General features: G+C 64.4%; 14 protein-coding genes. 1 reads left to right on the forward strand and 13 read right to left on the reverse strand.

Going from position 1 to position 17,052, the window contains the following annotated elements:
• Window positions 1-10: 10 nt before the first annotated feature.
• From EIH27_RS04090 to EIH27_RS04130, 9 genes are all read right to left on the reverse strand, one after another.
• Window positions 11-2,509 (reverse strand): polyribonucleotide nucleotidyltransferase, encoded by a 2,499-nt coding sequence (locus EIH27_RS04090; protein WP_124039669.1) that lies wholly within the window; start codon window positions 2,507-2,509, stop codon window positions 11-13.
• 160 nt (window positions 2,510-2,669) lie between these two features.
• Window positions 2,670-2,939: a 30S ribosomal protein S15 gene (rpsO, locus tag EIH27_RS04095; protein WP_124039670.1), complete on the reverse strand. Its 270-nt coding sequence runs from the start codon at window positions 2,937-2,939 to the stop codon at window positions 2,670-2,672.
• Window positions 2,940-3,129: 190 nt separating this feature from the next.
• Window positions 3,130-3,963 carry an MBL fold metallo-hydrolase gene (locus tag EIH27_RS04100; RefSeq protein ID WP_124039671.1) on the reverse strand — a complete coding sequence of 278 codons (834 nt, stop codon included), beginning with the start codon at window positions 3,961-3,963 and terminating at the stop codon, window positions 3,130-3,132.
• Window positions 3,963-4,952: a bifunctional riboflavin kinase/FAD synthetase gene (locus tag EIH27_RS04105; RefSeq protein ID WP_124039672.1), complete on the reverse strand. Its 990-nt coding sequence runs from the start codon at window positions 4,950-4,952 to the stop codon at window positions 3,963-3,965. Before EIH27_RS04105 ends, EIH27_RS04100 begins: the two co-directional genes overlap by 1 nt.
• A 71-nt stretch (window positions 4,953-5,023) precedes the next feature.
• Entirely contained in the window at window positions 5,024-6,100 is a 1,077-nt protein-coding gene (truB, locus tag EIH27_RS04110) for a tRNA pseudouridine(55) synthase TruB (protein ID WP_206424876.1), read from the reverse strand.
• A gap of 1 nt (window position 6,101) precedes the next feature.
• Window positions 6,102-6,653, reverse strand: coding sequence for a 30S ribosome-binding factor RbfA (gene rbfA, locus EIH27_RS04115; RefSeq protein ID WP_124039674.1), 552 nt, complete (start codon window positions 6,651-6,653; stop codon window positions 6,102-6,104).
• An 11-nt stretch (window positions 6,654-6,664) separates the two neighbouring features.
• Window positions 6,665-9,514 (reverse strand): translation initiation factor IF-2, encoded by a 2,850-nt coding sequence (gene infB, locus EIH27_RS04120; protein ID WP_124039675.1) that lies wholly within the window; start codon window positions 9,512-9,514, stop codon window positions 6,665-6,667.
• A 284-nt stretch (window positions 9,515-9,798) separates the two neighbouring features.
• The gene (gene nusA, locus EIH27_RS04125) at window positions 9,799-10,788 is read right to left on the reverse strand and encodes a transcription termination factor NusA (protein WP_124039676.1); all 990 of its coding nucleotides are present in this window, start codon (window positions 10,786-10,788) and stop codon (window positions 9,799-9,801) included.
• Between the two features lie 2 nt (window positions 10,789-10,790).
• Window positions 10,791-11,381, reverse strand: a complete 591-nt coding sequence (locus tag EIH27_RS04130) for a ribosome maturation factor RimP (RefSeq protein WP_241152962.1) — start codon at window positions 11,379-11,381, stop codon at window positions 10,791-10,793.
• A 76-nt stretch (window positions 11,382-11,457) separates the two neighbouring features.
• Here EIH27_RS04130 and EIH27_RS04135 point away from each other — a divergent pair, with 76 nt between their 5' ends.
• Window positions 11,458-12,330, forward strand: a complete 873-nt coding sequence (locus EIH27_RS04135) for a hypothetical protein (RefSeq protein ID WP_124039677.1) — start codon at window positions 11,458-11,460, stop codon at window positions 12,328-12,330.
• A gap of 9 nt (window positions 12,331-12,339) precedes the next feature.
• Here EIH27_RS04135 and EIH27_RS04140 read toward each other — a convergent pair whose 3' ends face one another.
• The 4 genes from EIH27_RS04140 to EIH27_RS04155 all read right to left on the reverse strand — a co-directional run bounded on the left by EIH27_RS04140 (window position 12,340) and on the right by EIH27_RS04155 (window position 17,019).
• Entirely contained in the window at window positions 12,340-13,674 is a 1,335-nt protein-coding gene (locus tag EIH27_RS04140; protein WP_124039678.1) for an Nramp family divalent metal transporter, read from the reverse strand.
• A complete protein-coding gene (locus EIH27_RS04145) occupies window positions 13,675-15,486 on the reverse strand; it encodes a proline--tRNA ligase (protein ID WP_124040143.1) in 1,812 nt (603 codons plus the stop codon).
• A 141-nt stretch (window positions 15,487-15,627) separates the two neighbouring features.
• Complete coding sequence (locus tag EIH27_RS04150; protein ID WP_124039679.1) at window positions 15,628-16,416, reverse strand: GNAT family N-acetyltransferase; 789 nt, start codon at window positions 16,414-16,416, stop codon at window positions 15,628-15,630.
• Between the two features lie 51 nt (window positions 16,417-16,467).
• A complete protein-coding gene (locus EIH27_RS04155) occupies window positions 16,468-17,019 on the reverse strand; it encodes a DivIVA domain-containing protein (RefSeq protein ID WP_124039680.1) in 552 nt (183 codons plus the stop codon).
• Window positions 17,020-17,052 lie beyond the last annotated feature (33 nt).

Below are 17,052 nucleotides of genomic sequence, written 5' to 3' on the forward strand. Positions count from 1 at the left end.
TTAGCGCGCCTTACTCCTCGGTGCGCGTGCGGCGGCGACGCCGCGTCCCGCCACGGGACCCGCGGCTACCACGGGATCCACGCGAACCGCGAGCGGTGCGAGCCGGACGCTCCACTTCGGCGTCGTCCGAATCATCGGCCTCCACCTTTGCGTCCTCATTCGCATCCTCATCGTGCTCCACGTGCGTGCGCCGGCGAGCCCGCGTACGGCCACCCTCGCGGCGCCGAGAACGGGTACGAGGCGCCTCATCCTCGTGATCGTCAGCTTCCGGCTCCGCGGCACCCTCACGATCGCCTTCGTTATCCGCTTCGGCATCCTCAACCACGGCCAGGAGGGAGATCTTTCCGCGCGAATCAACCTCGCCGATCTCCACTTCCACCTTGTCGCCCACGTTGAGCACATCCTCCACGTTCTCCACGCGCTTGCCACCCACCAGGCGGCGAATCTGCGTGATGTGGAGCAGGCCATCGCGGCCCGGCGTCAGCGACACAAACGCACCAAACGTGGTGGTCTTAACAACCGTGCCCACGTAGCGCTCCCCCGCCTTCGGCAACTGCGGATTGGCAATCGCATTAATGCGGTCGCGCGCCGCTTCGGCGGAAGCACCATCCGTCGATGCCACATACACGGAACCGTCATCCTCCACGGTGATGTCCGCGCCCGTCTCATCCTGGATCGTGTTGATCATCTTGCCCTTCGGCCCGATTACCTCACCGATCTTGTCCACCGGAATCTGCACCGTGAGCACGCGGGGCGCCGTCGGAGCCATGTCATCAGGCTCCGGGATGGCTTCCTGCATGAGGTCCAGGATGGCCAGGCGAGCATCCTTGGCCTGCGAGAGTGCGCCGTCCAGAATATCGGCGGGAATGCCGTCCAGCTTGGTGTCCAACTGCAGCGCGGTCACGTAGTCGCGCGTACCGGCCACCTTGAAGTCCATGTCGCCCAGCGCATCCTCGGCACCGAGAATGTCCGTGAGCGTCACGTACTTGACCTTGCCCTTCACCTTCGCGGAGATAAGGCCCATGGCGATACCGGCCACCGGGTTCTTGAGGGGCACGCCAGCGTTCAGCAGGGACAGCGTGGAGGCGCACACGGACCCCATCGACGAAGAGCCGTTGGAGCCCATCGTCTCGGATACCTGGCGAATCGCGTAGGGGAACTCCTCGCGGGAGGGCAGCTGAGATTCCAGCGCCATCTCCGCCAGGTGCCCGTGACCGATTTCGCGGCGCTTCGGGGAGCCTACGCGGCCCGTCTCACCGGTGCAGAACGGCGGGAAGTTGTAGTGGTGGATGTAGCGCTTGTGCTTGATCGGCGAAAGGTTGTCGATCTGCTGCTCCATCTTGAGCATGTTGAGCGTGGTGACGCCCATGATCTGGGTTTCGCCACGCTGGAACACCGCGGAGCCGTGCACGCGCGGGAGTACACCCACGGCGGCGTAGATGGAACGGATATCCGTGGGAGTACGACCGTCCATACGTACGCGCTCGGTGAGCACATGCTTGCGCATGGTCTCCTTGAAGGCGGCGTTGACGGCGGCGGCCAGGGCCGCACCATCCTCCTCGTAGCTGAACTCGGCGTCATCACCGTCGGTCAGCTCCGCAACCACCTGGTCCGTGAGATCGTTCAGCGCGTTGTCGCGCTCCATCTTCTCCACGATACCCAGCACCGAGTCGAAGCGATCCCCGATCTGGTCCTTGACGGCCGCCAGCTCATCCTCTGTGTAATCCGGGAACAGCGGGTAATCCGCGGTTTCCTTGCCGTACTTCTCGATGAGGTCCAGCTGCGCCTCGCACAGGGTGCGAATAACAACCTTGGCGGCCTCCATACCCTGGGCCACCACGGCCTCGGTGGGGGCAACGCCACCGGCGGCGATGTTCTGCTCCGTGCGCTCCGGAGCCTGCGCCTCAACGGTGGTGATCACAACGTCGTCGCCCACAATGCGGCCCGCAATGTCCATGGAGAACGTGGCCCGCTCCAGTTCAGAGTAGCGCGGGAAGGCCACCCACTGGCCACCGATGAGCGCCACACGCGTACCGCCCACGGGACCCGCGAAGGGCAGGTCAGAAAGCGAAGTGGACAGCGAGGCCGCGTTAATGGCCAGGGCATCATACGCATCGTCCGGATCGATGGACAGCACCATGGCTACCACCTGCACCTCGTTGCGCATCCCCTTGGCGAACAGCGGACGCAGCGGACGATCAATGAGACGCGCTGCCAGGATCGCATCCGTGCCCGGGCGACCCTCACGGCGGAAGAACGAGCCGGGGATACGCCCCGCGGCGTAGGAGCGTTCCTCTACGTCAACGGTGAGCGGGAAGAAATCGAAGTGATCCTTCGGGCTTGACGACGATGTGGTGGCGGAGAATACGGTGGTTTCCCCGTCCAGGTAGGCGAGGGCGGAACCGTTCGCCTGCTGGGCCAGCAGGCCCGTTTCGAAGCGCACGGTGCGCTTCCCGAAGCTTCCGTTGTCAATAACGGCCTCAGAAGCATGAATGTTAGGACCCTCCAAGGGACCCTCCTTCCGGTCCCGCGCGGCCTCCAGTGATTACCCACGAACGAGCGTTCGTGAACCACCACCGAAAACCGAGCCTGGACCCTTGTCCAATGCGCGGCGGTAACGCGACGCGCGAATACAGAAACGGCCCGCCTTTTCAAGCGGGCCCGAAGCGCTAGCGGCGAATGCCGAGACGCTTGATCAGCGTGCGGTAACGCTCAAGATCCTCGCCCTCGAGCCAGTCGAGGAGACGCCGGCGCCGGCCAATGAGAAGCATCAGGCCGCGACGGGAGTGGTGATCATGCGTGTGCGTCTTGAAATGCTCGGTCAAATCCGAGATGCGACGCGACAGCAGCGCCACCTGCACCTCCGGTGAACCCGTATCACCCTCGTGGGTGGCATATTCCGCGATAATCTGCTGCTTAACCTCAGGCGAGAGTGCCATGGGATTCTCCTTCATACTCGTTGCACGGAGCGCCAGGCCTCTACCTGGGCATACTGCCGTGGCCGATGAAACGGCGCTGCTACTTTAGCACGGGATGGTGCGCTTCATGACCAAGGTCGCTGTGACCTTCACCCGGTGCCAGGTACGACGACGTCGAACCACGCGAACCGTTGCCCCGGACCGGGCGCACCTATCGGTCCGCCCGATACCAGAACTCCACGCCGCCGCCGCGCACTACGTGCCCGGCGCGAATACCCCGCTCCTCATACCTGCCCCGCAGGCTCCCATCCAGCAGCCGATTACACAGGTCCAGATAGGCGAGGATGCGATCCTTGGGCGCGGGCGCGTCCTCATGACCGGGAAGGATAGCGTCAAAATCCGCGTAGCGGGCGGCAAGCGTCTGCATCGTCTCCCGCAGTTGCGCTACGCCCTCACGGGTGCCGTGACCTTCATCCAGCACAATAATCGAGTCATTAAGCGTGTCCCCGGAGAAGAGCAGGCGGGAGCGGGTATCGAGGTAGCACAGCGATCCGGATGTATGCCCAGGCGTGGCAATTACTTCGAGCGTGCGCCCGCCCAGGTCAAGCCGGTCTCCTCCACGCACGGGCGCGAATGCGAACAGAGGACGATCCTCACGCGGCACCAGGGCGAGCAACTCCGCCTCATGTCCCGGGTAGCGTACAGGCGTGCGCGTGCGGACAAACCAGCGAGTCTTGTCTGCGTGACCGAAGTGCTCGCGGGCCAGAGCGGCGTCGTCCGGATGCATGAGCACACGCGCGAACTTATCCGCGTTCCCGCAGTGGTCCATGTGCCCGTGGGTGAGTGCCAGCGTGACCGGCTTAGACGTAAGAGCGCGGATCTCCGGCCAGGGATCCCCAATGCCGGCACCGCAGTCGATCAGCAGTGCCCGGTCCTCCCCCTCCACCAGGTAGTAGTTATCCAGGTGGTAGTCGGAGATGAGATGGATGCCGGGCGCCACCTCGGTAACCGGACGCCCGCCGGCCGCGGCAGTGTCGTGGAACATTACGCGGTCACGTCCCGGGGGTTCACACGGCGCGATACCGGCACGCCGAGAATCCGGGCAGTTTCACGCAGGTCCTGATCCATTCGGTGCAGCAATTCCTCCACGGATGCGAAGGTGAGCATGGGGCGGATACGCTCCACGAAATCGATGGCCACACGTTCGCCGTACAGATGAAGGTCCGCCCGGCCGAGTACGTGGGCCTCCACGGTGCGGGTAACGCCGTTGAACTGCGGATTAGTGCCCACCGAGATAGCCGCCGGCAGGTATTCGGCGGCCTCTGTACCCGGCACCTCGCGAACCAACCAGCCCGCGTAGACGCCGTCCGCGGGCACCTCGCCAAGGTCCGGGCCCTCCAGGTTCGCCGTGGGGAATCCGAGTTCGCGGCCGCGCCGTGCCCCGTGGCTCACAACGCCCACGATGCGATGCGCACGGCCAAGCACGGCCTGTGCGCCGGCCATGTCCCCCGCGGCCAAGCACTCACGCACGCGGGTTGAGGACCAGCGGTGTCCATCGGCCCCAAACTGGTCTGGAATGAGTTCCACGCTGACGCCCAGCCGCCGGCCCTCGGCGCGAAGGAAAGCCCCATCTCCAGTGTTGGCGCACCCGAACCGCACATCCTCACCCACCACGATGGCACGTGCGTGCAACTGGCCAATCAGCTGTCCCTCCACGAATTCAGCCGGGCTGGCCTGGGCGTACTCCAGCGTGTACTGCTGTACGAACACCGCGTCCACGCCGAGCGCTTCGATCCGGTTAAGTCGATCCTCCAGCGTTCCAATGAGATGAGCGGGGTGGGAGGGATTGTGGACAGCCGAGGGGTGCGGATCAAACGTCAGCACCACCGAGGTGAGTCCGCGCTGCCGCGCCAATTCCACCACTCGACCCAGCACCGCCTGGTGCCCGCGGTGAACACCATCGAAGACGCCCACGGTCACCACTGTTCCGCCCAGTTGCTCGGGAATATCCTCGGGCGCACGCCACACCTGCATTCGGCCTCCTTTGACCGATTAAGCCTAACCGTATTGCCTGGGCCGGTGGGGATGGCGGCCCACCCGCGGCGCTACACCTGCAGCAGTACGTCCGATTTCAGTTGCCCGCGAAAAGGTATGACGACGGCGATGGCCTCACCCTCACGCACGGCCACCGCGCGGCCGTCCTTGCGCTGTCCACCCGTGAGAAGCCGCGGCTTGATGAATTGTCCGTGCCGGAGCAGCCACGCCTCCTCCTCGCTGATCTCCACGGAGGGGAAGAACGCCGTAGCAGTATCCGTGAGACTCGCCGTGGTGATATGTCCCTGCGCGGACACCTCAGAGGCGAGTTCCTCCACCGTTCGTGCCGCATCAATCCGCCATGCGCCCACCCGCGTGCGCCGCAGCGCACGCAGATGTCCGGCCGTACCGAGCTTCGCACCCAGATCCCGAGCGAGCGCACGCACGTAGGTTCCTTCCGAGCACGTCACCGCGGCAGCAAAATCAACCACGGGCACGGTATCGGTGCTGCCGGTGGAGGCGGTAGTCGCGCCGGAAATCCGCTCCCTCTGTGCACCATCCAATCCCGGATTAGCAGCCACCTCATTCAGTGGTGACAGTCGCTCGAACCGGTCCACCCGGATCGGCACACCGGCTAGTTTCACCGCCTGACCATTGCGCGCCAGATCATAGGCCCGCTGACCGTCTACCTTCTTTGCCGAAAATGCGGATGGCACCTGTGTAAGCGGCCCGGTCAGGCTACGCAGGGCGGCGTCGATCTGAACGTCGGTGAGGCCCGCCGCGCCGGGTGCTTCCACCACTGCGCCCGTGAGGTCCTCGGTATCCGTCCCTATGCCGAGGCGGATATGCGCCCGGTAGTCCTTATCCGCCGCCGCCACAAACCGGAGTAGTTTCGTGGCGCGCCCGATGCCAATCACCAGCACGCCGGTGGCAAAAGGATCCAGGGTGCCCGCGTGACCCACTTTCCGCGTGCCCGCGAGCCGTCGAATCGCGCCGACCACGTCATGCGAGGTGACGCCCACCGGCTTGTCAACAACCACCAGGCCATCCGCGGCCGTGGTACCACGCGGTATCTCGCCCCACGGCATGGCGGGACGACGCCGTGCGCCGCCCCGCTCTGAATCCTGCGCGCTACCGCGACCCGGCACGCTAGCGCTCCTGCGCCGACGTGTCGTTCTCCACGGCCTCGCTGACGCCCTGCTCGTGGGCAGGAGCCGCTGAGCCGGCATCCCAATCCGCGGGAGCGTTGGCAGGCACGGACTCGTCCTCGCCGCCGGCATCCGTCACCTCACGCGGCTTCCGGTAGGGATCCGGGTCCCCCGCGTAGGTGGTGCCACGGTGCTTGGCGAGCTCCTCATCACGGCGCCGTGCCTCGGAAAGCAGCTCCTCAAAGGAGCGGACGGTGTCCGGAAGCTCGTCGCGCACGAATTCGAGCGTGGGCGTGAGCCGGAGCCCCAGCTGGTGTCCCACTTCGCTACGGATCATGCCGGTGGCGGCCTTCAGCCCGCGGCCGGCGTCATCCGCCACGTACTGGTCACCCAGCACCGTGTAATACACGGTTGCGTGCTGGAGATCCCCCGTTACCTTCACGTCCGTGATGGTAACCGGTTCCACCCGCGGATCCTTGACCCGACCGCGCAGCATTGACGCCACCGTTTGCAGGATGCGCTTTTCTACGCGTCCGGCACGTGAATTAGCCATGATTCCTCCCGCTAGTCACGCGGCTTCTCGCGCATCTCGAAGGTTTCAATGACGTCACCTTCGTGGATGTCCTTGTAGCCGAGCGTGATGCCGCACTCGTAGCCTTCCTTGACCTCCGTGACGTCATCCTTCTCGCGGCGCAGGGAAGCGATCTCGAGTTCCGGCGCCACCACGACGCCGTCGCGCACCAGGCGAGCCTTGGAGCCGCGCTTGATGGAACCGGAGCGGACAATCGAACCGGCAATCGTGCCGGCCTTGCCGGAGTGGAACAGCTGGCGTACTTCGGCGGTGCCCGTCTGGGCCTCCTCGTACTCCGGCTTGAGCATGCCCTTGAGGGCAGCCTCCACATCCTCGATGGCCTGGTAGATGACCGAGTAGAACTTCATCTCCACACCCTCACGGTCCGCCATTGCCTGAACGCGTTCCGCCGGCCGCACGTTGAAGCCGATGATGACGGCGTTATCAACGGTGGCGAGGTTAACGTCGTTCTGGGTGACAGCGCCCACACCGCGGTGGATCACATCCAAGCTCACCTCGTCGGGCATCTTGATCTCCAGCAGCGAGGACTCAAGAGCCTCGACAGAACCGGAGGAATCGCCCTTGATAATGAGGTTCAGGGTCTCAGTGGCGCCCTTCTTCAGGGCATCATTGAGGTTCTCCAGCGAAATGCGCTTGCGGCGCTTCGCCAGGGTGGCCGCACGCTGGGCCGCCTCACGCTGTTCCGCGATCTGGCGAGCCGTGCGCTCATCATCCGTGACCAACAGGTTGTCACCGGCAGACGGCACCGTGGACAGACCGATAATCTGCACCGGCTGAGAGGGTGTTGCCTCCTCCACGTTCTCACCGTGGTCATTGAACATGGCACGCACGCGCCCGTAGGCCGTACCCACCACCAGCGGATCGCCCACGTGGAGCGTGCCGGACTGAATGAGGGCGGAGATGACAGAGCCGCGGCCCTGATCCAGCTTGGCCTCAATAGCCGTACCACGCGCCGGGCCATCCGGATTCGCCTTGAGCTCCAGTTCCGCGTCAGCCGTGTAGAGCACGGCCTCGAGGAGGTCATCAATGCCCATACGCTGCTTCGCCGAAATATCGACAAACAGCGTGTCACCGCCGTACTCCTCGGCCACCAGCCCATATTCAGTGAGCTGAGAGCGCACCTTCTGCGGGTTAGCGTTGGGCAGATCAACCTTGTTGACAGCCACAACGATCTTTACGCCCGCCGCTGCTGCGTGGTTAATCGCCTCCACCGTTTGCGGCATCACACCGTCGTCGGCGGCAACAACCAGTACCGCAATGTCCGTGATATCGGCACCGCGGGCACGCATCGCCGTGAACGCTTCGTGACCCGGCGTATCGATGAACGTGAGCGTCCGGCGCTCGCCCTCATAGGTGATGGTGGTCTGGTAGGCACCGATGGACTGGGTAATACCACCGGACTCCGTTCCCTCCACCGCCGTGTGGCGGATCGCGTCCAGGAGCTTCGTCTTGCCGTGATCCACGTGGCCCATGACGGTCACCACCGGCGGACGAGACACCATATTGGCCTCGTCCTCCAGGATCTCCTCGTTCTCCAGGTTGATATCGAAGGACTCGAGGATTTGACGATCCTCATCCTCCGGGGAGAGAACCTCAATGCTGTACCCCAGCTCATCGCCGAGCAGCTTGAAGGTATCTTCATCGAGGGACTGGTTAATGGTAGCCATCTCCCCCATACGGAACAGCACGGTGATGATATCCGCCGAGGACGCGCCTATCTGGTCCGCAAAGTCCGCGACGGAGGCACCCTGACGGATACGGACCGTCTTGCCGTTGCCATTGGGGATCCGAACGCCACGCGCCATCGGCGAGGACTGCGCTTCGATCTCCTCGCGACGATTACGGCGGTGGGAGCGGTTGCCACCGCGCCCGCGGCCACGGCCAAACGCACCGGCGGTAGAACCACCGCGTGCCTTGCCGCCGCCCCGAACGAATCCTGCGCCCGGACGTGAGCCATTCGCGGACCCTCCGTGACCGCGCCCGCGGCCACCACCGCGACGTCCACCGGCGTTGGGCGAGCCCGGTGCGTGCAGCTGCTGATTAGCCTGATGCGGCATCATCGCGGGACTGGGGTGCGCACCATGACGCTTCCCACCGTTCTGGCTCTGCGGCTTACCGCGGCCGCCGCCCGGACGCGGCATCCCCTGGGACTTCGTAAACGGATTATTCCCCGGACGCGGACCACGCTTGTGGCCGCCGCCCGGACGCGGCATCCCCTGGGACTTCGTAAACGGATTATTCCCCGGACGCGGACCACGGCGGTGCTCCGCCGCCTCCTCCCGCGCCTGCTGGGCGGATCGGTGCGCACCCATCGGGGTGGGAATATTTGACCGCTTAGGCTGGGCAGGCGCGACCGGCTTCGGAGCCGCGGGCTTCGGCGCCGCAGATTTAGGCGCGGCCGGCTTCGGGGCAGCAGGCTGAGGCGCCGGCTTCGGAGCTTCCTCCGCCTTCACCGTGGCAGGCTTTGCGGGACCGGGCTTCGGCGCCGCCGGCTTCGGAGCGTGATTACCCGGCTTTGGCCGGGGACCGGGCTTGGGGGCAGCCTTCTTAGGCGCTTCCTCGACAATAATGTTCTCCGAGCGCGTTTCCGGCACGGCCGGCGCCTTCTTACGCGCGGGGGTCCGCTTGACAGCGGACTTCTTCTTCCCACCGGCTTCCTCGGGATGGGCCTCAAAATACTGGCGTGCCTTTCGCACGACCGGCGCCTCAATAGTTGACGAGGCAGACTTTACAAATTCGCCATTATCCTTCAGCACCGCCAGCAGCTTCTTGCTGGTGATGCCCAATTCCTTGGCGAGTTCATGGACGCGGACTTTTGCCACAGTTCTCCTTGGTATTCGGCCTGGGCAAAAGTGCGCCAGGCTATTGTGTGCAGCTCATAGCTGGGTACTCATCGGGTGCCCATCGGCTTTCAACCCGCTTTCTCTATCGGGTGTCACCGCCTTTGCGGCGAACGGGATACCACGCACGGATGTGCGCAGCTGAGCAGGCGTATCACCGCCAAATTGCCCAGCACATTCTACTAGGTTCCGCGTAAAAAGACACGGAGGTGAGTAGTACGACGTCGTACTATATACGACGCCGCACAAAACCCGCACCCTTCACGCTACTGGGCGTTATCCTCCGAGACCTTACGAATATCGATTGACCACCCCGTGAGCTTGGCCGCAAGGCGCACGTTCTGCGCTTCCTTACCGATGGCCAGCGACGCCTGATCATCCGGCACGATGGCGCGTGCCGAGCGATGCGCCGCGTCCACGATATCCACTCGCACCACATTCGCGGGCGACAATGCCGCGGTAATGAAGGCGGCCGGATCATCGGAATAATCCACGATGTCGATTTTCTCCCCGCGAAGCTCCGCCGTGATCGCACGTACCCTCTGGCCGTTATGCCCGATGGCCGCACCCTTCGGATTAACATCCGGATCATCCGAATAGACGGCAATCTTCGAGCGATGCCCCGCCTCGCGCGCGAGCGCCACAATCTCCACGGTACCGGATTGGATTTCGGGCACCTCGGCCTCGAAGAGCCGGCGCACAAAATCGGGATGGGTGCGGGAGAGACGCACCGAAGCCCCACGGGGACCCACGGCCACCTCCGGCACCAGCGCCTTAATATGATCGCCGTGCCCCAGGTGCTCGGTTGGCACCTGCTCCGTTGCACGGAGAATGGCTTCATGCTCACCGACGTCCACTAGCAGGTCACGGGACTCCGCATCGCGGCCGGCGTGGCGAATAATGACGCCGGATACCACCTCACCGCGCTTGTGGCGGAATGACCCCAGCACGCGATCCGCCTCGGCATCCCGAAGATGCTGCGTGATGACGGACTTCGCCGTTGCCGTAGCAATGCGATCAAAGTTATTCGGGGTGTCATCGAATTCACCGATAACATTCCCCTCCTCATCAAACTCCGGGGCGATCACACTGATGGCACCCGATTTCTGGTCCAGCTCCACCCGCGCACCATGCACAGCGCCGGGCATGCGAAGGTAGGCGTGAAGAAGCGCATCCTCGATCGCCTTCACCAGGACATCGAGGCTAACGCCGAGGTCACCCTCGATGGCGCGAAGCTCATTCATCTTGATATCCATCGCTACTCCTTCTGCCCAAACTCCGGTTGCATGGCCCCGCGTTTCACGTCCGCCAACGCGACGGGGCGTTCACTTCCGTCGATGCAAAGAATTACGGTATCACCCTCGGCAGCCTTCACGCGGCCCGAAAGCACAGTTCCATCCGTGAGCGTCACATCCACCAGATGTCCCTCCGCCCGCGAAAATTGGCGTGCATCCCGAAGCGGACGGTCAATACCCGGTGTGGAAACCTCCAGCACATAGGCTCCATCAATGACATTCGCCTCATCTAGGCGGGCGGAGATGGCCCGCGAAACCTCCGCGAGCGCATCACTGCCCACTCCTCCGGGGCCGCTGGGAAGATCCACAATCACCTCAAGTACCGCCCGAGCTCCGCCACGCATGCGCAGGTTTTCCAGATAGAGCCCGGCGTCCTTCACCACCGGGGTGATGGCCTCTTTCACAGCCGCAACTACCTCGCGGCCCGCATGCGCGCCGCGAGGCACGCGCTCGCCACCGGCGCGTGCCAGCCCACTGTTCCGGCCAGAACCGCTGCTTCTTCCACGCATCCCGCGGCCACCATGCCCGCGACCACCAAAGTTCCTCTTTGCCATGCCTCCAGCCTAGTGGGAGGCTCCGACGTGCGCCTGCACGCCCGCAGTTTCCATTTCGCTCTGGCAGAATAACCGGGTGATATCTCGGCGAAAGGTGTGGGGCACGGCAGTCACCGCGGTGGCCTGGGTGCTGGCAATCATTGGCATTCTCATTGCGATCGGTGCGCATCCCACGCACGTGGACCTCTCCCCGGCCCCGGCCTCCACCGCCGAGCAGCAGCGCCAGGATGTCGCCGTTCTGGCCACTCGCATCGCGGCGAGCACGCGTGCACATCACAATGAAGAATTGGCCACCCAGGCGGAGCAGTGGGCTCAGGCAGCCGGGGGCGTATGGGTGCCGTGGCCCAGTGGTGCACCCTCGGGCTACACCAATCCTGTTGAAGCCACCTCCGCCGCACCCGAAAAGCTCACCGCGGATCTTGCTTCGCTTCGCGACGCCGCCATTACCGCCGCCCCGGCGGAGCCGCTTACATACCGGTCCATCGCTGTTGCGGCCGGACACGCGCTCGCCGCGCAGCAGCACCAGGGCACGGCCTCGGCGCCGGCCGGCCAACTCGCACCGATCGCAGCGTGTGGGCCCGTGGATACCGACGCCGTGGCGCGCGGCCTCTCCGCTGACGCCCTGGCCCGCTTCGACGCGGCTCGGCAGTGGTTCGAGGCCGCGGCCGGATCTGGGAAAGCCGATAAAACAACCACTGCCACGCGCGTGGCCATTCTCGACGCCATGGAGGAGGCCGCCCTTACCGACGTGCGCGACGCCCGCTCCCCCTTCGCTGCGCTCCCCGCGAGCGATACCGAAAAAGCGGCCACGGAGACGCTCACCGCCGCACTGCTCACGTCCAGCGCACCCGATCGAGAGGTCGTAGGTACCGCGTGCGCACTCACCATCGCTGATTCCCTGGACGCACTCCCCGGCGTCGAACCAGAGAACACCGCGCCGGTTCGATAGCGCGGGTTCTCAGCCCGCGATGATCTGCATGAGTAACGAAATATTGAGCACGCTCAACACCGTCGCGGCCACCCAGCCCAGCACGGCGACAACGGGCCGGTTGGCGTAGGAACCCATGTACCGTTTTGAGGACGTGAAATACACCAGCGGCACGATGGTGAACGGTAGGGCCATGCACAGGAACACCTGGGATCCCACCAGGAGGCCCTCCAGCCTCGCCTCGGACCCACCGTAGGCAACGGTGAACGCCAGCACCGGCACCACGGCGACGAGGCGTGTAATGAGGCGTCGCGCCCACAATGGCATGCGCAGGTTGAGGAAACCCTCCATCACCACCTGGCCGGACAGTGTGCCCGTGATGGTGGAGTTTTGACCAGAGGCGAGCAGCGCCACCGCAAACAGGACGGAGAGCACCGGGGAGGCAACGGCGCCGGCCACGGCGGGATTCTCCAGGGCGTCGTAGAGGGAACCAAGCGAGGAAAGATCAGCGGACTTCCCGTAGAACAAGGCCGCACCCAATAGCAGGAGCAGCGAATTCACCACAAACGCAATGCTTAACTGAAGGTTGGAATCCCACGTCACGAAACGCACCGCGTTGCGCGTCTCCTCCGAATCACCGCGATCGTAGGCGCGTGACTGCACAATGGCCGAGTGCAGATAAAGATTGTGCGGCATCACCGTGGCCCCCACGATCCCCAGCGCCATGGTGAATTCCCCCGGTGCCACCACGGCGTTAGAGGGCAGGAACCCCAGCCCAACGGCACCCCAATCGGGACGGGCAACGGCCACCTCGTAGGCGAACACCACCAGAATGGTGAGAATCAGGGTGGTGACAATGGCCTCCACTTTCCGGAAGCCCACCTTCATGAGGAGGAGAAGCAGCAGCACGTCCGCCACGGTGATGAGTACGCCCCACAGCATGGGGATGCCAAACAGGAGCCGGAGGGCAATGGCCGCACCCACCACCTCCGCAATATCGGTGGCCATAATGGCTAGCTCGGCCAGGACCCACAGCGCCACGGCGGCCGCCCGTGATACGTGCCGTGCCGTCGCCTGCGCCAGATCCAGTCCCGTGACAATCCCCAGCTTGGCGGCCATGTACTGAAGCAGCATGGCCGTGAGGCTGGAGAGAAGGATCACGCTGAGCAGCGTGTACCCGAATTGTTGTCCGCCTCCGATGGACGTCACCCAGTTGCCGGGATCCATGTACCCCACGGCCACAAGTGCACCGGGCCCCGCGTATGCCCCGAGGTTTCGCCAGAATCCCGCACTGGCGCGCGGCACGGTGACGGTTGAATTGATCTCCGCGAGTGACTGCCCAGTCGAAGGCTGAAACAACCGCACTTAGATGCGCTTCTCCTCTTCGATGGCACGCACCAGTCGCTCCACGGCCTCGTCGACAGGCACGTCCGCGCTCTCGCCCGTGGCACGACGCCGTAGTTCCACCTGGCCGTTCTTCAGCCCGCGTCCTACCACCATGCCGTAGGGCATGCCCAGCAGTTCGAAGTCGGCAAACTTGACGCCGGCGGACACCCGCTTGCGGTCATCAAGCAGCACGGTGACACCGCGCTCCTCCAGCGCTGTGGCCAGGCGCTCGGCCGTTTCCGTAATCTCGGCGCTCTTGCCCGCCTGAATCACGTGCACCTGGGCCGGGGCAATGCTCACCGGCCAGCACAGGCCCTTTTCGTCCGCGGTTTCCTCCGCGATAGCCGCCATGGCCCGGGAAACGCCGATGCCGTAGGACCCCATGGTCACCACGCGCGTTTTCCCGTTCTCGTCCAATACCGTGAAGTCCAGCGCATTCGTATACTTACGGCCCAGCTGGAAGATGTGGGCGAGTTCAATACCGCGGGAAATAGTGAGTGGGCCGGAGCCGTCGGGCGCCATATCGCCCTCGCGCACCTGCACCGCTTCGATCTGCCCGTCCGCCTCAAAATCACGGCCGTAAACCAGGTTGAAGGTGTGTTCTTCGAACGTGTTGCCACCCGCGATCCAGCGGGAGCCGCGTGCCACGTGCGGATCGAGCAGGAAACGTAGCGGGAGCATATTCGCGGTGCTCTCCTCACCGGCCTCATTCTCCACGCCGCTGCGCCGGGCAGACTGCGGGCCGATCGCCATTGGGCCGATGTACCCGGGCACCAGCTCCGGGAAGTCCTTCATGTCCTCCGGCGTGGCCATTTCCACTTCGGCGGGCGCCAGGTTGGCCTCCACGCGGCCCATATCCACCTCGCGGTCACCCGGCACGCCGACGATCACGAGCTCACGCTCCCCCGACGGCTGTACCGCCACGCATACCACCATCTTGAGAGTATCGGCGGCCTCCCACGGCCTGTCCTCACGCGGGTGAACCCGGTTCGCCACGTCCACCAGGTCCGCAATGGTTTTGGCGTTCGGGGTGGCCACTTGCTCCGGGGCCGGCACGCCGGCGAAATCCTGCTCCGGCACCGGCAGGGTGGTGACCGCCTCCGTATTCGCGGCATATCCACCGGCGGATTGGACAAAGGTGTCCTCGCCAATCTCCGTGCCGTAGAGGAATTCCTCCGAGCGTGAGCCACCCATCGGCCCGCTCATCGCCGAGCAGATGACAAACGGGAGTCCCAACCGCTCGAAAATGCGCTGGTAGGCGCGTCGCATCACCTCATAGGAGGTGTCCAACCCGGCGTCGTCAACATCGAAGGAGTAGGCATCCGCCATGACGAATTCGCGCCCGCGAATAATCCCCGCCCGAGGCCGCGCCTCATCGCGGTACTTCGTCTGGATCTGGTGGAGGATCACCGGTAGATCCTTGTAGGAGGAGTAGAGATCCTTGACCAGCAGCGTGAACATTTCCTCATGGGTGGGCGCCAGCAGGTAATCGCCCTCCTTGCGGTCCTTGAGCTTGAACAGGCTGGGGCCGTATTCCTCCCACCGGTTCGTCGCCTTGTACGGCTCCGCTGGGAGCAGCGCGGGGAAGAGCACCTCCTGCGCACCGGCGGCCGTCAATTCCTCACGCACGATGTTTTCGATGTTGGTGAGCACCGTGAGGCCCAGCGGGAGCCAGGTGTAGATACCGGGCGCCGCGCGCCGGATGTAGGAGCCGCGCACCATGAGCTTGTGGCTGGTCACCTCAGCATCGGCCGGGTCTTCGCGGAGGGTTCGGACAAACAGGGAGGACATTTTTAGCACGGCCCTAGTGTAGCCGCACCCCCGTTGCGGGCGGCGGTTCCGATTCAGCGCCGCGATGCCGTTCCCGTCACGTTACGACGCCGTACGCGGCATGCCGCACGCCCATCCGGCCGGACGCCTCCCCGGTGGCCGCTAAATAAGCACGGTGGCCCAATCCGCCTGACGTCGGAAACCCACCCGCGTGTACACATGCACCGCGGGGTGGTTAAAGTCATTGACGTAAAGCGATACCGTGGGTGCCACCTCCGCCAGCAGAATATTGACCACGGCAGCCATAGCCCGGGTGGCAATACCATGCCCGCGATACTCAGGCGCCGTCCACACCCCTTGAATTTGGGCCACACCGCCACCGCGTGCACCAACATCCGCTTTGAAAATTACCCGCCCGCCCTCACTATGAATGAATGTGCGGCCCTGAGCGAGAAGCGTGGCCACGTGACGAGCATACTGGGGGCCGGCCTGGGTGGGGTCATAGCCCACCTCCTCGGTGAACATGGCCACGGCAGCAGGAAATACGGCGGCGTGCTCCTCCGGGCGTGCGCGGCGCAGGGCAGGATCCGGACGTACCTGCGAGGGCGTAGTCATGACCATCGAATACTGCACCGGCCGAATCTCACGTGGCGCACCCCAGCGTGGTTCCAGCCGCTGCCACAGGCCGAGCACCTGCGCGGCAGGACCCACCAGGGACGACGCGTATCGGTGCCGAGACAGGATGTCCGCCGCAAGAAAATCGAGACCCTCGGCGTCGAACCCCAGCGGAATAAGGTTGCCCGAATCCCACGCGACGGCCGCAAGCCGCCCATCCTCACCGCGAATACCCAGTGCGCGGGAGGCACCGCCAAGCCCCATGCGCTCCACCGCGTCCCGTACCAGCACCGCATCAACCGGACGCCGTCCGAGAAACTCGCGAATAGCGGGCATTTCTGGGGTGTAAAGACGCCGAATAGGCGTACGAAGGTGACCCCAGTGCACTTACTCGACCGAGACGAGGACGGCCACCGCGCGCTCGATGTAGACGTCCACTATTGCTTCGTCATAAGCCTTCCCGTCTTTCGCCTCCGGGAACGAGGCGCCCCGCAACTGATCGGCGGTGAGTTTCACGCTGCCGTTGAAGTAGGCGGCGAGACGGTTGAGAAGCTTATCCACGTCTTCCTTGCGGTAGCCCCATCCTTCGGCGTCACGGAAACGCTCGCCGGCAGGGCGCAGCAGGCGCGGGTAGAGGGCGGTAGCGGCGTCGTACGTTTGGTTGAGCCAGGCTTCCTCACCACTTTGCTCAATGACCGCCGCACGGGTGAGGTGCACGAAGGCGGCAGCGAGCCGGTCCAGAGCCGCATCCACGTCCGCCACCTCGTAGCCTCCGCGTTGCGGGGAGAAGGCCGCAGAACTGATCTCCTCCACCTCCATGGGAGCGCCCTCACCCGAGTATGCCCGCTGGGCGCGCCGAAGAAACGTGTCCACTTCCGCAACGTTGTAACCCGTCTTGAAGCGACCCACGCGCGAGAAGCTCTTCTTGCTCTGACTCATAGCACCAACCTAACCGATTTTCTCCGCGCTACC

It is taken from the genome of Neoactinobaculum massilliense, from assembly GCF_900604955.1.
Taxonomy (GTDB): domain Bacteria; phylum Actinomycetota; class Actinomycetes; order Actinomycetales; family Actinomycetaceae; genus Neoactinobaculum; species Neoactinobaculum massilliense.

Bases quoted from the DNA above. Each gene is read 5' to 3' on its own strand.
- rpsO (WP_124039670.1), bottom strand. From the start codon at position 2,939: ATGGCACTCTCGCCTGAGGTTAAGCAGCAGATTATCGCGGAATATGCC.
- EIH27_RS04100 (WP_124039671.1), bottom strand. From the start codon at position 3,963: ATGTTCCACGACACTGCCGCGGCCGGCGGGCGTCCGGTTACCGAGGTG.
- EIH27_RS04105 (WP_124039672.1), bottom strand. From the start codon at position 4,952: ATGCAGGTGTGGCGTGCGCCCGAGGATATTCCCGAGCAACTGGGCGGA.
- rbfA (WP_124039674.1), bottom strand. From the start codon at position 6,653: ATGGCTAATTCACGTGCCGGACGCGTAGAAAAGCGCATCCTGCAAACG.
- nusA (WP_124039676.1), bottom strand. From the start codon at position 10,788: ATGGATATCAAGATGAATGAGCTTCGCGCCATCGAGGGTGACCTCGGC.
- EIH27_RS04130 (WP_241152962.1), bottom strand. From the start codon at position 11,381: ATGGCAAAGAGGAACTTTGGTGGTCGCGGGCATGGTGGCCGCGGGATG.
- EIH27_RS04145 (WP_124040143.1), bottom strand. From the start codon at position 15,486: ATGTCCTCCCTGTTTGTCCGAACCCTCCGCGAAGACCCGGCCGATGCT.
- EIH27_RS04150 (WP_124039679.1), bottom strand. From the start codon at position 16,416: ATGCCCGCTATTCGCGAGTTTCTCGGACGGCGTCCGGTTGATGCGGTG.
- EIH27_RS04155 (WP_124039680.1), bottom strand. From the start codon at position 17,019: ATGAGTCAGAGCAAGAAGAGCTTCTCGCGCGTGGGTCGCTTCAAGACG.